The 14601-nt window shown below is 42.6% G+C and carries 7 protein-coding genes, 1 tRNA gene and 3 pseudogenes; 4 read left to right on the top strand and 7 right to left on the bottom strand.

The features are described from left to right. Nucleotides 1-156 precede the first annotated feature (156 nt). From istB to BACINT_RS12130, 4 genes and pseudogenes are all read right to left on the bottom strand, one after another. Entirely contained in the window at nt 157-939 is a 783-nt protein-coding gene (gene istB / locus BACINT_RS12145; RefSeq protein ID WP_005824105.1) for an IS21-like element helper ATPase IstB, read from the bottom strand. Then, nucleotides 926-2506 (bottom strand): IS21 family transposase, encoded by a 1581-nt coding sequence (gene istA / locus BACINT_RS12140; RefSeq protein ID WP_007663077.1) that lies wholly within the window; start codon nt 2504-2506, stop codon nt 926-928. Before istA ends, istB begins: the two co-directional genes overlap by 14 nt. A 180-nt stretch (nt 2507-2686) precedes the next feature. After that, a pseudogene (locus tag BACINT_RS12135) lies at nt 2687-2875 on the bottom strand (Arm DNA-binding domain-containing protein); the annotation flags it as partial. Nucleotides 2876-2988: 113 nt separating this feature from the next. Then, nucleotides 2989-3061: transfer RNA gene (locus BACINT_RS12130), tRNA-Lys, on the bottom strand. A gap of 165 nt (nt 3062-3226) precedes the next feature. Here BACINT_RS12130 and ettA point away from each other — a divergent pair. From ettA to BACINT_RS12115, 3 genes are all read left to right on the top strand, one after another. Further along, nucleotides 3227-4924 carry an energy-dependent translational throttle protein EttA gene (gene ettA / locus BACINT_RS12125; protein ID WP_007663415.1) on the top strand — a complete coding sequence of 566 codons (1698 nt, stop codon included), beginning with the start codon at nt 3227-3229 and terminating at the stop codon, nt 4922-4924. A gap of 224 nt (nt 4925-5148) precedes the next feature. Beyond that, nucleotides 5149-7848, top strand: a complete 2700-nt coding sequence (locus BACINT_RS12120; RefSeq protein WP_007663413.1) for a TonB-dependent receptor — start codon at nt 5149-5151, stop codon at nt 7846-7848. Between the two features lie 13 nt (nt 7849-7861). Continuing rightward, entirely contained in the window at nt 7862-10306 is a 2445-nt protein-coding gene (locus BACINT_RS12115) for a choice-of-anchor J domain-containing protein (RefSeq protein WP_007663412.1), read from the top strand. A 38-nt stretch (nt 10307-10344) separates the two neighbouring features. On the opposite strand, the pseudogene BACINT_RS24560 reads toward BACINT_RS12115, so the two are convergent. Continuing rightward, nucleotides 10345-10555 (bottom strand): annotated as a pseudogene (locus BACINT_RS24560) (N-acetylmuramoyl-L-alanine amidase); the annotation flags it as partial. Nucleotides 10556-10855: 300 nt separating this feature from the next. Here BACINT_RS24560 and BACINT_RS12110 point away from each other — a divergent pair. Then, complete coding sequence (locus BACINT_RS12110) at nt 10856-12103, top strand: C10 family peptidase (RefSeq protein ID WP_007663411.1); 1248 nt, start codon at nt 10856-10858, stop codon at nt 12101-12103. Between the two features lie 17 nt (nt 12104-12120). On the opposite strand, the pseudogene BACINT_RS24205 reads toward BACINT_RS12110, so the two are convergent. Both BACINT_RS24205 and BACINT_RS12100 read right to left on the bottom strand, forming a co-directional pair. After that, nucleotides 12121-12332, bottom strand: a pseudogene (locus BACINT_RS24205) (hypothetical protein); the annotation flags it as partial. Between the two features lie 255 nt (nt 12333-12587). Then, a complete protein-coding gene (locus BACINT_RS12100) occupies nt 12588-14249 on the bottom strand; it encodes an IS1182 family transposase (RefSeq protein WP_007663408.1) in 1662 nt (553 codons plus the stop codon). Nucleotides 14250-14601 lie beyond the last annotated feature (352 nt).

The following is a 14601-nucleotide window of genomic DNA, read 5'->3' as shown; positions in this document are numbered from 1 at the left end:
TGTTTGTGGGTGCAGGTGTGTCTGCGAATTCCGGTGTACCTATGTTGGAAAATCCAGTGTAAGCTGCCCCCTAAAACCAAGCGATTCTACCCCCTTAAAACATTCAACAATGCCCCCTTAAAAAGTCTTGACCGATGGGGTTATTATTATTTTAGTTTATTTCCCTCTGTATGCAGCCATTTTACGGACACTTTCTCCTGTCAGCTCAATCCGGTGCGCCGTATGTATAATACGATCCATAATGGCATCTGCTACTGTAGGGTCTCCGATTGCATCATACCAATTGTCCGTTGGCAGTTGCGAGGTGATGATGATGGACTTGCGCCCATGTCGGTCCTCTATTATATCGAGCAGGATGGGGCGTTCCTTGGCATCAAGGTTCACAAGGAAGAGGTCATCCAATATGAGCAGCGTGCTCCGTTCGATTCTCTTGAGTTCCGATTCCAGTGTGCCTTTTACTTTTGCCACCTTAAGCGTACCCATAAGTTTCGGAGCATTCGCATAATATGTCCGTATGCCCTTCTTGCAGGCTTCATACCCCATTGCTGTGGCAAGGAAGCTCTTCCCGGTACCGGATGACCCTGTGATGAAGAGGTTCTGTCCCTTGCGGATGAACTCCAGCGATGCAAGCCGCTCCATCTGATTGCGGTCAAGGCCACGCGGGATTGCATAGTCTATCTGCTCGAGGCAGGCCTTGTAGCGGAACGCCGCCCCGCGTATAAGGCGTTGGATGGCTGCATTGGCACGGTAGTCCCATTCCCTGGCAAGTAACATGTGCAGGAAAGAGTCGATTGTCATTGTTTCTGCCATAGTGGAGGTCAGGCTTTCAGTGAAGGCGGCGGCCATGCCGTGCAGCTTCATACGGTTCATCAGTTCGATTGTCAACGTGTTGCGGTCTTTTTCGACAGCTATCGGTGCGGTAAGATTATTTGTTTCCATTGTTGTCTCTATTTAAATGTTTTAATTGTGCGAAGTAGGCTGCTCCGCGGATGTTTTTGTGGATAGATGTTACGGGGACCTCATCGTCGATGTCGTCTTTTGACAGGAAGTCTGCATCATCCCCGCGTTCAAGGATCCGCCTTATCTCCTGATATCCGTATAGGCGCAGTTGCGTGGCGCATGCGCTTGCCGCCACCAACCGTTCCAGCCCGAAGGTCTTCTCCAACGCCATGATGCCTCTGCATGAACGGAACGCCGCGGGAGGATACTTCTTGAGTTCCGCCACCTTGCGCAGATACAGCCGCAGGACGTTATCTGTCTGGCCGGCCCGTTCGTAAATCTGTTCCAGATCCTTTTCATAACTTCCATGACGTCCGGGCAGTCCGTGGGCATCCTTGGTCGTATAGGAGTATGGCGTGTCATCGCGCTGGTGTGTGGTCACCAGACGCAGGCCATGATATATTTCCAGCGTGTCCGCATCATAGACAATCTCGACACGTTTGCCTATATACTCTTTCGGTACGCTGTAATGGTGAAGCCTGAAGGTGACATAGCCGTTACGCATTACTGTTGCGGAGCGTCGCTCTTTCATCTGATGGCGTATGGCGGGAAGCGGGCGGAGGCAGTCGGACTCAATCTGCTCGAACTGTTCCCGTCTGGACTGGGGACGCCCGCTCATCCTGCGTCCGTTGAAGGCCGAGAGCGATTCGGATATGGCCGCATTCAGAGACTCCAGCGAGTGGAATACAAGACCCTCGATGTCAGCGTAGACGGATCGGTAAAGCAGCTTCACGGCATTCTCCACCAAGGCCTTGTCCTTTGGATGACGTACCCGTGTGGGGTATACGGTACATCCGTAGTGTTCGGCAAATGCCGCAAACTCCTCGTTGATTACCGGCTCGTTACGGTCGCTGCGGGTTACCGCCGATTTGAGGTTGTCTGGTACGATCGCCATCGGAACCCCGCCGTAAAAATGAAGCGCGTTCTCACACGCCTTAATCAAGTCCTGCCTTGACTGGGACCAGACCGCCTCACAATAGGTATAGTGGCTGCACGGAAGTATGGCCACGAACACTTCAACGCTGCGACATTCACCGCTTTCACTGTCAACGACTTCCAGTTTGTCACCGGCGAAGTCGATATACATCTGGTCTCCGGCATAATGCTCGACATGGCCTACGACATGTGTCACCATACGGTAACGCATGAGATAGTTGCCGAAACTGGCATGTCTGTATCCGTCAGGATGGGTCTCGCGGTACTCTTCGTACAGGGTTTTCACTGTTACGCCTCGGCGGCTAAGCCGGGCAGCATACTCAGGAAGGAGTGCCTCAAGCTCAAGCTGGCGTTGTGACGGTTCCCTGTTACGGCCAACACCTTCAGAGAACATTTCCTGGATGCGAGCGGAAGGCATGGCGGCCAACTCCTTTATCGGTATACCACACTCTTGAAACAGGCGCACATATCTGCGCACCGTGTTGCGGGAAAGCTCAAAGCTCCTGCTTATCTGCTTTATCCCCATCCCCAATGCGTAACATTGGAGGATGTTTGCTATCTTTGTTGTCATAGTAGAAATGATTTTATCCCACCGGTCAAGACGGGAATCAAATCTACGAAAAATCCCCTGCCGGGCATTGCTAAGCAGGGGTATTTTTATATTGGAATCAAGGGGGTAGGATTATTTTAGCACAAGGGGGCAGAATCGCTTGGTTTTAGGGGGCAGCTTACACTGGATTTTCCAAACGGCTATTCTTTCACGATTCGGACATTTGTCCTTTGGTTGGTTTGTCTTAAAGTCCCATAATTCCGCTTTTATGGATATACCAAGACTTTGAAACTTTCTTTTGCGGTCTTTACAGACGCATAGCATCAGAGGATGTTCACCATTACTAAGAGTTTTTGATTTGTAACACAGCATTTTAATTGTTTCGCTCATTCGGTTTTCCGGTTTACACACTGGTTTACACAAACGTAGCAAAATATAGTGTATATAAAGAAAAAAACGATTATCTGTTCTAGATAACCGCTTGATTTTCAATCTCTTAAAAGTGATCCGCCTGGGGCTCGAACCCAGGACCCCAACATTAAAAGTGTTGTGCTCTACCTGCTGAGCTAGCGAATCAGACCTTTATCGCTGTTAAGCGGGCGCAAAGATAGAGACATTTTTTGAAAAAGCAAAAGGATTTCTCTTTTTTTCTTATCTTTGCCAAAGTTTTGTGGCAGATTGCAAAGAGCGCTGCATAGTATTAAAGTAAATACATTATTAATATAATACACTTAAAACTTTATGGCAACAGTTGACGATAAAAAGATTATCTTTTCTATGGTAGGGCTGAACAAGACCATTCAGCAGAACAATAAACAGGTGTTGAAGAACATCTATCTTTCGTTCTTCTATGGCGCAAAGATCGGTATCATCGGTTTGAATGGTTCCGGTAAATCTACCTTGCTGAAGATTATCGCCGGGTTGGACAAGTCTTATCAGGGCGAAGTGGTATTTTCACCGGGTTACTCAGTAGGCTATCTGGCTCAGGAGCCTTATCTGGATCCTACAAAAACTGTAAAAGAGATTGTAATGGAAGGTGTGCAGCCCATTGTAGATGCATTGACTGAGTATGAAGAGATCAATCAGAAGTTTGGTTTGCCTGAATACTACGAGGATGCTGATAAGATGGACAAGCTATTTGCACGTCAGGGAGAGTTGCAGGATATTATCGATGCAACTGATGCCTGGAATCTGGATAGTAAATTAGAGCGTGCTATGGATGCCCTTCGTTGCCCGCCCGAAGATGCAAGCGTGGAACATCTTTCTGGAGGTGAACGCCGTCGTGTGGCACTCTGTCGCCTGCTGTTGCAGAAGCCTGACGTACTGTTGCTGGATGAGCCTACCAACCACCTTGATGCTGAATCTATCGATTGGTTGGAGCAACATTTACAACAATACGAAGGTACAGTAATTGCTGTTACTCACGACCGTTATTTCCTTGATCATGTAGCAGGCTGGATTCTTGAATTAGACCGTGGTGAAGGTATTCCTTGGAAGGGTAACTACTCCAGCTGGCTGGAGCAGAAGACCAAGCGTATGGAAATGGAGGAAAAGACAGCCAGTAAGCGCCGTAAAACATTGGAACGTGAGTTGGATTGGGTACGCATGGCCCCTAAGGCACGTCAGGCAAAAGGAAAAGCACGTTTGAACTCTTACGATAAATTGATGAACGAAGACATCAAGGAGAAGGAAGAGAAACTGGAAATCTTCATTCCCAATGGTCCGCGTCTTGGTAATAAAGTTATCGAAGCGAAACATGTGGCTAAGGCCTATGGTGATAAGTTACTGTTCGATGATCTCAACTTCATGCTTCCCCCCAATGGTATCGTTGGTGTTATCGGTCCTAACGGTGCCGGTAAAACTACGCTGTTCCGTCTGATTATGGGATTGGAAACTGTAGATAAAGGTGAGTTTGAAGTAGGAGAGACCGTAAAGGTGGCTTATGTAGACCAGCAGCATAGTGATATTGATCCGAACAAGAGTGTTTATCAGATAATCTCCGGTGGTACGGAGCTGATTCGTATGGGCGGTCGCGATATTAATGCCCGTGCGTATCTTTCGCGTTTCAATTTCTCCGGTGGCGATCAGGAAAAACTCTGCGGCGTACTTTCCGGTGGTGAACGCAATCGCCTGCATCTTGCTATGGCATTGAAAGAGGAAGGCAACGTACTCTTGCTGGACGAACCTACCAATGACATAGATGTAAATACCCTTCGTGCTCTTGAAGAAGGTCTTGAAGATTTTGCCGGATGTGCTGTAATCATCAGTCACGACCGTTGGTTCCTCGATCGTATTTGTACTCACATTCTTGCGTTCGAAGGAGACTCCAATGTCTTCTATTTCGAAGGTTCTTATTCAGAATATGAGGAAAATAAACAGAAACGTTTAGGAAAAGAAGAACCTACCCGTGTTCGTTATAGAAAGCTGATGAATGACTGATAACAGTGAGAATCTGATAGTATAAATTATATTTTGATGACAAATAGAAAGCCCTGCAAAAAACTTGTAGGGCTTTATTGTTATAAAAAGTCTCAATAACTCCTATCTACTCTGAAATTTTGTAGCAGAAATGTAATACAAATCTAAATCTTATTAATTATATTTGCGTCTTAAAACAGTATTTAATAATTAATTAACACTTTTAATTAACAAAAAACAGAAGTATGAAAAAACATCTAATTCATTTCCTGTTAGTGGCTGTGCTGTCTGTATTCAGTGCTGCGGCATTTGCCCAGACTACAGTGAGGGGGCAGCTTGTTGACTCGGAAACAGGCGAGCCGTTAGTGGGCGCTGCTGTTATGGTAGAAGGCACTTCACAAGGAACTGTGACTGACATTGATGGTTATTTTAAGCAAAGTGTTGCTCAAGGTGGGACATTGGTGTTCAAGTATGTAGGTTTCAAAGACCTCAAGAAGAAAATAACACAGAAGGGTGCTTCTGTTGATTTGGGTACTATCAAGATGGAACCGGATGCTGTGATGCTGGCGGACGTTACGATTACTTCGTCTATAGCAGTTGCCCGTAAAACTCCAGTAGCCGTATCTACTATTGATCCGGTTTTTATAGAAGAAAAATTAGGTACACAGGAATTTCCTGAAATCTTGAAATCTACTCCGGGTATATATGCTACTAAAGACGGTGGTGGCTTTGGGGATAGTAAGATTAATATTCGTGGTTTCAAGAGTGAAAACTCTGCTATGATGGTTAATGGTGTGCCCATGAACGGTATGGAGAATAACAAGGTATATTGGTCAAACTGGTCAGGTTTGTCCGATGTTACCCGGAGCATTCAGGTACAACGTGGTTTGGGTGCTGCCAAGGTTGCTTCTCCGGCAGTAGGTGGTTCTATTAATATTATTACTAAAACTACCGAAGCTAAGAAGGGTGGTTCTGTTTCCTACGCTATGGGTAATGATGGTTATAACAAAATTCTGTTTAATCTTTCTTCCGGTTTGTCTAAAGACGGGTGGGCATTCTCCTTGCTGGGAGCCAAGACTTGGGGTGACGGATATATACAAGGTACAGAGTTTGAAGGATATACTTGGTTCGTTAGTATTGCTAAACGCTTTAATGACAACCACCAGTTGTCTTTGACCGCTTTTGGTGCTCCTCAGTGGCATAACCAGCGCAGCAATCAGAATGGTTTATCCATTAAAGAATGGCAGCGTGTAAAACAGTATATGGGCGAAGATAGTCCTTATAAGTATAACTCTACTTTTGGCTATCGCCACGGACAGTCTTATAACTCTTCTAGAAACTCTTATCACAAACCACAGATTTCTTTGAATCACTTGTGGCAGATTGACCAGAAATCAAGTTTAAGTACTGCTCTTTATGTATCTATCGGTCGTGGCGACGGCTATAGAGGTACGGGTGACAGCACCTATGCTAACTCATGGTATGGTTCTACAAACGGTTTGGTAAATACGCAATTCCGTCGTCCGGATGGAACTTTTGACTATGATGCTGTTGAAACAATGAATGCCGAAAGTACTAACGGTTCCAAAATGGTAATGAGTAAGATGATGAACAACCATCTCTGGTATGGCTTACTCTCTACATATACTACAAAATTCGGTGAAAATTTTGATTTCTATGGAGGTATTGATTTTCGTTATTACAAAGGCTTGCACCAGGATATTCTGACAGACCTTTTTGGCGGTACTTATTTTATTGATTCTTACAATAGAAAGAATGTTACGGCAGAAAATAATCCGGCCGTGGGTGGCAACTCTGCTTATATAAATCAGAAATTGAATGTGGGCGATGTGTTGCGTCGTGATTATGATGGCTTCGTTATGTATGAAGGTGTATTTGCACAGTTGGAATACAATCAGGATAAGTTGAGTGCCTTTATTTCCGGTGGTGCTTCAAATACCGGCTATTGGCGTTATGACCGCATGTATTATAGTAAAGATAAGGCTAAGTCTTCAACCAAGAATTATCTGGGTGGAAACATCAAGGGAGGTGCTAACTATAACTTGACCGAAAATCATAATGTTTTCGTGAATGCAGGTTACATTAACCGTGCGCCGATGTTTGATACTTCTTTCATCAATTCACAGACTTCACATGACCGTAACCCGGATGCCAAGAACGAAAAAATTATGTCGTTCGAGTTAGGATATGGTTACCGCAGCCGTTTTTTCACTGCTAATTTGAATGGTTACTATACTCGTTGGATGGATAAAGCCCTTTACGATAGTGGTACGACAGCCGACGGTTTGCGTTGGGCGATGAACATGACCGGTGCTAATGCTGACCACTGGGGTGTGGAATTTGATTTTGTAGCCAAACCTTTGAATTGGTTGGATATTACGGGTATGTTTTCTTGGGGCGACTGGCGTTGGGGCGGTGTAGCTTCCGGATACCTGTTTGACTCACAAGGTCAAATGTTGCAAAATACTCGTGGTGATGTAGTGACTGATATGGCAAATGCAGAACAGTATCAATATAAGATTGATATGGATAATGTTTCTGTGGGTGGTTCGGCACAGACTACAGCTGCTTTAGGCTTAGGTGTACGTCCGATGAAAGGTCTGCGTTTGGGAGTAGACTGGAACTTCTTCTCACGTAACTTTGCCGATTATGATATCAATGCCAACGTTGCAACGCAAAATGAGCCTTATGTAATTGGTAGTCCTTGGAAGATTCCATCCTATAGCACATTCGATTTAAGTGCAGGCTATACATTTGATTTTGGAAAAATACGTGCTACTCTGAGTGGAAATGTAAACAATGTCCTCGATCAGGAATACATTGCAGATGCTCGTGATGGTAGTACCCACGATTGGGAGAGTGCTACGCGTGTACTTTATGGTTTCGGTCGTACCTATTCTGTAAGATTGAAGTTCAATTTCTAAACCAAGACAGATTATGAAAAAAAATATAGTATTTAGCATGTGTGCATCTTTGCTGTTTTTGGCAAGTTGCGACTACAACAAAGATAACTTTCCTGGCTATGACGAACTTGCCATTCCTAAGGATGTGCAGAATGTTGAGTTGAGCCTGGCAGACGGTGACTATAAGAAAGTGGCCGGACTTGAGAGTAATATTAAACTTGCAGCGTCTAAGGAAGATCCTGAAGGAATAAACTTCCCAGCAGCCTTGGAAGCTATGGGCTCAAACAAATATTTTACGGAAACCGCACCAGCGTCATGGTATTTGCCTGCTTATCTTGAAAGTCTTTATCCCTATTTGAGTGATGAGTCGAAAGTGACGGTGACTTTCAATAACGCTGAAAAATTGCCAGAATATCTGACTGATTTCAATGGTATTTCTACTTATGAACTTACTTCCGGTGACTATAAAACGGTATGGGGTGAGACTGTTTCTGCTTCATTCCTGTCTCCGTCTACAGTTAGTAAAATTCCTGCCCTCCTAAAACAGGCTGTAGAGAATCCTGCCGATGGCGCTATGCGTATGGTCAACTATGCCTATTCTGAGACAGAGCCGAGTATTGGCGGCGGCGGTGTAATTCCGAATGTTTATCAGAAAGTATCAGGAATGGCGGCTGAGGGAGGTAATTATGTGTTTGTGGCTCCTGATAAAGAAGGAAAACTTATTCCTTTTGGAAGACTTCAGGATGAAACAAAATCCTATGGCTATATGGCTGGTACTGCTGTAACTGTTACTGATGGCTTGATCAGTAGCGATGTTTCAAATTATGTATTGACTGTTACTCCTACCGCAACTGGATATTCTCTGCAACGTCCGGATGAAAAGTTTATTTATCTGTCAGGAACATATAATAGCTTTAATCTGGGTACTCTTCCGGCAGTTGGTGGTGACTGGAAGTTCTCTCAAAATGCAGATGGTACAACTTCTATCGTGAATGTTGAAAAGAAGAAGACCGTGAAATTGAATGAATATAACGGTTCTTATTCTTATGGTTGTTATCCGCCTTCTACATTCGGCATCTATCTGAATGCGTCGATGAAGGGAAGTGATGGGGATTTCACCTTCCAAAATATCAAGTTGGAAGGCGTCACTTATGCATGGAAATACGATTCACAGAATAATTATTGGAAAGCTTCGGCTTTTGCCGGTGGGGTGAATAATCCTACTGAAAGTTGGTTGGTTTCTACCGAAATTGATTTGTCCGGTGCTACTACTCCGTCACTTTCATTCGATGCTGCCATTAATTTCCTGAATGGCAATAATCGGGCTGATTTTATTGAAGCTAAGATTTCTGCTGATTATGTAGATAACGTTACGACTGCCACTTGGGCTACTCTGAACGCTACATGGTCGGAAGGTAAGAACTGGACTTTTGTTAATTCCGGTGCAATTGATTTGAAAGACTACGTTGGAAAGAAAGTACGCCTTGCATTTGCATATAAGAGTACTTCGGCGTGTGCCCCTACTATAGAGATTAAAAATATAAGTGTTACAGAGCCTAAGAATGGTTATTATGCAGATGTTTATCTGTATAAGGAAGTGCCTGAAAATGAGGTGGAAACGGCTTCTGCTATGATGTTCGCCTCTACGCGTGCTGCTGCCAAATACAACACTTCTGCTGTATACCGGTATGACGCAGCAACCAGCACTTGGAAAGAATACACCACTCCGGATGTCACTGTTGCTGTATTGCAACCTGCTGATTATGCAAAGATGGGAGCTACCTATGTCAGCAAACCGGGAGAAACTTTGCCGATTTATCTGAAGAATGCTTATCCGTATGCTCAGGCAGACTTGACTGTAGCTGTGGTTTATTATAGCAGCAGTAGCCAGGCAATCTCCGCAACCGAGTTCGTTTATGACGGTGCTACTTGGATGGAAACTGCTAAGGTTATGCCTACCACGATGTTATTTATCAAAGCGAATGGTGTATGGAACGAAGCGAGAGTATACTATGCAAATACCTTTATTGGTGATGAAGGTGGATGTACAATTCAAGATGTTGAGTTGGGCGGAAAAGACTATGTTTGGATTCTCGATGCCAAATATGGTTGGAAAGCTACTGGATATTTGGGTGGTAATAAGACTACTGAAAGTTGGTTGCTTATTCCGGAAATCAATTTGAAGGGTGCTTTGACTCCTGTATTAAGATTTGAAGCTGGTCTAAATTATCTGTATGGAGCAAAAGCGGAAGACTATATTAGTGTTTGCGTTTCCACAGATTATACTAATGATGTGACTACTGCTACTTGGGAAAAATTGGAATTTGCAACATGGCCCAATAGCTTTACCTTCATTCCAATGGAAGCTGATTTCAGCAAGTATAATGATAAGGTTATTCGCATAGCTATTAAGTATACGAGTGATGCAACTTGTGCTTCTACGTTTGAAGTTAAGAACTTCTCTCTTCAAGAAGAATAAGAATCATTTGTTTTTATAAAATGAACCCCGAAAGTTTTTTAGCTTCCGGGGTTTATTTTATCCCACCTTTCCTCCTTTACCTCAAAGCGCGGACACTCCTTCGTCCTCCATTGACTCCACCTCCCCATTTCTGTTCACATCCGGACTCAAATCCATGTGTCCTATGATCTGTGCTTTTGAATAATCTATCTTTAATACTCTCACTAGTACCTGCAGAGAATACCGTTGCCACTTCGTACACGTATCTTTGGTAGTATATTTTGTTTAATTACTTTCGTAGTTATGGGTATGCTTTTTCGTATTATAGTTTTATATGTGCACTTGGGGGCTTTCTCTTCAAAATGGGGACTTTGAACATTTCAATTCAGGTGGATATAATAATGAAAGTATACTGAGTTTTATTGTTTGCTTTACTTTTGTTTTGAAAATGGGGAATACTTATGTACTATATTGCTATGTCCACTTCTTTTTTAATAGTATTGTAGTGAATATTTGTTTAATTTATTTTTATTTATTAAATTGCAAGCATGAACTTTAAATACGTGCAGTATGAAAAAAAAGACATTGTTTCCTTTTATGGGATTATTTATCATTTTCTTGTTATCGTCATGTAACAATGATTATGATGTTCAAAGAGATGATGCTACGAGCAGAGTTGATAGTAACTTTGTTTCTCTGAAAAATGCTAAAAGCATAGCTACTACTTATGAATTTACTAATTTAAAGACAAGGAGTAAGATTGGAAAAAAAAATATAGCAAGTATATATTCTTTGAAAAAAAAATCAGGTTTGCCAGAAATGTATGTAGTAAATTATGAAGGGGGAGGATTTCTTGTTATTTCGGCAGATAAGCGAGTCAATGAAATATTGGCATATTCTGAGGATAGTTCATTTCCTATAGATGATAATGTAGAAATGCCAGAAGGTGTGGCAAGTTGGATGGACGGATATGCTTTTTTAGTAGATTCGATTAGGAAATATAATGTCACAAACTTTTTAGAGAACGGTCTTGCTATTGATTCGAAAACAAGAACTAGGGCTTTGGGAGAATTACCTCTTGGTGAATGGGGTGCGTGTAATAAAGGACAATCTGATGTAAGGTTTTGCGCATATGATGGGGATGACTTAGAACCATATTTCTATTTTGTACCGGCAATTATTCATACTAATTGGGATCAAGGTGTGGGGTATAATGATCTGTTAGATAATATGGGGTGTAGTACTTATTCCAATGGAAGACCACCTGTGGGTTGTGTAGCGGTAGCTATGGCTCAAATTATGCGTAATTATCAATTGCCAACTTCGTTTAATTGGGCGGCGATGCCTAACACTCAGGGAGCTTATGCAACGCAAGTTCTCATGAAAGATATAGGTACAAAAGTAAAAATGCAATATGATTGTTCTGGGTCAGGCGCATATGATAGTGACGCCTTAGCAGCTTTTAAACAATATGGATATAAAAATGCTAAGTTTATTGACTGTGATAATGGAGACGATGTTATGAATATCTGGAGGCAGTTAATAAAAGGGTCTCCTGTATATGCTAGTGGATTGCGTGATGCTGATAATGCACATGCCTTTTATATTCATGGAATTGAAATTACGCAAGTGTTTAGGTGCACTATGGATTATGAAGCTGATCGAATGACTACTTATCCATATATTACTAAGGCTTATTATTTTATAAATTGGGGTTGGGGAGGTCGTTATAATGGACTTTTTCTTAGAGGTAACTTTGAACCGATATCAGGACATAATTATAATAAAAAAATGCGTTTTATTGGGGATTTTAATTAATACTGAAAGAAATCATCTCACTTTTGTGAGATGATTTCTTTTCTATGCTTTTCCCACCTTTTCCCCTTCACCTCAAAGTACGGACACGCTTTCGTCCACTCCATCGGCTTCACTTCTCCATTTCCATTCACATTCGGACTCAAATCTCGGTGTCTTACCACCCTTGTTTCCGGATAATCCATTTTCAATGCCCTCCTAACACTCGTAGAGAATGTCGTTGCCACTCCGATATTCTTTTGCCATCATGGATTACTGAACCGGATCCGGGTTTAAGCTATATAGTAGTCTATAAGATATATTCTGGCCGTGGTGATGGCAATTATGCTATGTCATTCATGTATAATGAAGAGACTGGAAAATATGAAAAAACAGCAGGTCCAGTAGCTCGATAATTTGGATGATGTGCTAACAGATTTAATAAAATATGGAGATGTGTCAAAACTAAGGCACATCTCCTTTTTTTATATTTAAATGTTTTTTTTCTCTATGCGACTCTTTTTTCACTAATTTGGTAATACGCGGCTATATTCCTCGTATATTGCGTCATAATTGTTCTGATAAGAATACATATAATGCGTGCAGTCCCTCCCTTTCCTGCTTTTAGTAGTTTAGCGCACATTTTTTTGATATTAAAAGCTATAGCAAAGAAAGCAAAGTCCATCGTAACCTTGTCTTCTCCTTTATGTCTGAACCGGCGGTATGCCATGTTGTATTTCATTTGTCCAAACACAGCTTCCGGTTCTATACACCTCCTGCCTCTATGCTTGATACCTTCCTCTGAGAGCAATTTTTCCCGTGCCTGCCGTTTGTATTGGTTTAACCGGTGATTGACTTCTATAATACGATTTCCCTGGGCTTTAAAGCAACTGCCACGCAAAGGACAACCCTCGCAATTTTGTGCTTTATAACGTGCACTTTCGGTGATGTATCCGCTTGCAGTTTTGTCACGTCTGGTCCCTATACGGTTCATGCGCTGCCCCATAGGGCAAACGTAATAATCCTCTTCTGTATTGTAATGGAGACTTTCCGCATGGAACGGATTGGGAGTATAACGGGGACGCTGTTCTTTATGGAAGAAGTTATACTTGACAAAGGCTTCTATCCCGTTCTCCTGCATGAACCGGTAATTTTCTTCTGAGCCGTAACCGGAGTCTGCCACCCCGACAGCGGGTAAGCGGTTATAGCGATGTTGGAAGGAGTGGAAGAAAGGAATGAGCGTCAGTGTATCGGTAGGGTTGGGAAACAGTCGGAAGTCTATGAGAAATTGGTTTTCAGTACCTATTTGCAAATTATATCCGGGCTTGGTCTGCCCGTTCTTCATGGCGTCTTCTTTCATACGCATGAATGTGGCATCAGGATCAGTCTTGGAATAGGAATTACGTTCTCCAAGAGTGTCAAGATGATTGTCGTATTCCATCAGCTTGTCACGATACCCTTCAAGTTCCTTGAGCTGTTTCTTCTTTTCGCGCAGGGCTTTCTTTTGTTCCTTATCCTTTGTCGCAGGCTGGTGTTCTAGGACTTCTTTAAGTTCATCCACTATGTCAGAGAGCATGGCGGGAGTGAATTGGGCGGGTGTGTCTTTTACGGAGTTCTCTTGTGCAATGGCTTCGTCCACCTGTTCCAGAAGGATACGAATCTTGTCCAGCAACTTCGTGCGGTGCTTTTCAACACTCTTGCGCCAGACAAAAGTATATTTGTTGGCTTTGGATTCAATCTTAGTGCCGTCGATATACTCCACCTCAAGACTGATGAAACCTTTGTCGGCAAGGACAAGAACTAACTGGGTGAATACATTATTTATCTCCTCCTTTACACGGTTACGAAAACGATTGATGGTGATAAAATCCGGATGCTCATTACCGGCAAGCCAGATATAATGAATGTCACGCAAGAGAAGCTTCTCTATTTTACGGCACGAATAGATATTATTCATGTAGGCGTAGATAATTACCTTAAGCATCATTTTAGGATGATAAGGACAGCGGCCGGTTTCTTTATAAAGTTTATTGAAACCTTCAAGATGGAGAGTATCAACAACTGTGTTAACTATGCGAACCGGGTCGTTCGACGCAATGTTTTCATCAATTCTTTGAGGAAAAAGAACGGTTTGATTGGGAATGTAAGGACGAAAATGTAACTTTGCCATAACGAAATACTTTATGCCTAAAGATACAAAAACTTTGGGTAATAGCAAAGCCCGGGCTTGCGAAAGTCTGGGCTTTGTGCATAAAAAAGGTTGTGCCAGAGTTTTGACACAACCTCATATTTTTCTCTTACCTCTATTACTTTTCCCCTTCACTTTAAGGTATGGGTATTCTTTTCTTCGCTTTATCGACTTGATCTCTGGATTCAAATATCGACATCCTACATCCGAGTTTTAGGGTAATCCATTTTTTATACTCATATTTGCGGTGGATATCGTTGTTGTTATAGGTATCTTTTATGTTGTGCTTTATCCTTCCATATGCCACATCTCGTTACTATAAATGGCATAGATG

Source organism: Bacteroides intestinalis DSM 17393 (assembly GCF_000172175.1).
GTDB lineage: Bacteria > Bacteroidota > Bacteroidia > Bacteroidales > Bacteroidaceae > Bacteroides > Bacteroides intestinalis.
Note: the sequence above shows the minus strand (reverse complement) of the source record. Positions and strands in the feature narration are given on the sequence as shown.

Excerpts from the sequence above, each read along its gene's own strand:
- istB (WP_005824105.1), bottom strand. The coding sequence starts at position 939 with ATGGAAACAAATAATCTTACCGCACCGATAGCTGTCGAAAAAGACCGC.
- istA (WP_007663077.1), bottom strand. The coding sequence starts at position 2,506 with ATGACAACAAAGATAGCAAACATCCTCCAATGTTACGCATTGGGGATG.
- ettA (WP_007663415.1), top strand. The coding sequence starts at position 3,227 with ATGGCAACAGTTGACGATAAAAAGATTATCTTTTCTATGGTAGGGCTG.
- BACINT_RS12120 (WP_007663413.1), top strand. The coding sequence starts at position 5,149 with ATGAAAAAACATCTAATTCATTTCCTGTTAGTGGCTGTGCTGTCTGTA.
- BACINT_RS12115 (WP_007663412.1), top strand. The coding sequence starts at position 7,862 with ATGAAAAAAAATATAGTATTTAGCATGTGTGCATCTTTGCTGTTTTTG.
- BACINT_RS12110 (WP_007663411.1), top strand. The coding sequence starts at position 10,856 with ATGAAAAAAAAGACATTGTTTCCTTTTATGGGATTATTTATCATTTTC.
- BACINT_RS12100 (WP_007663408.1), bottom strand. The coding sequence starts at position 14,249 with ATGGCAAAGTTACATTTTCGTCCTTACATTCCCAATCAAACCGTTCTT.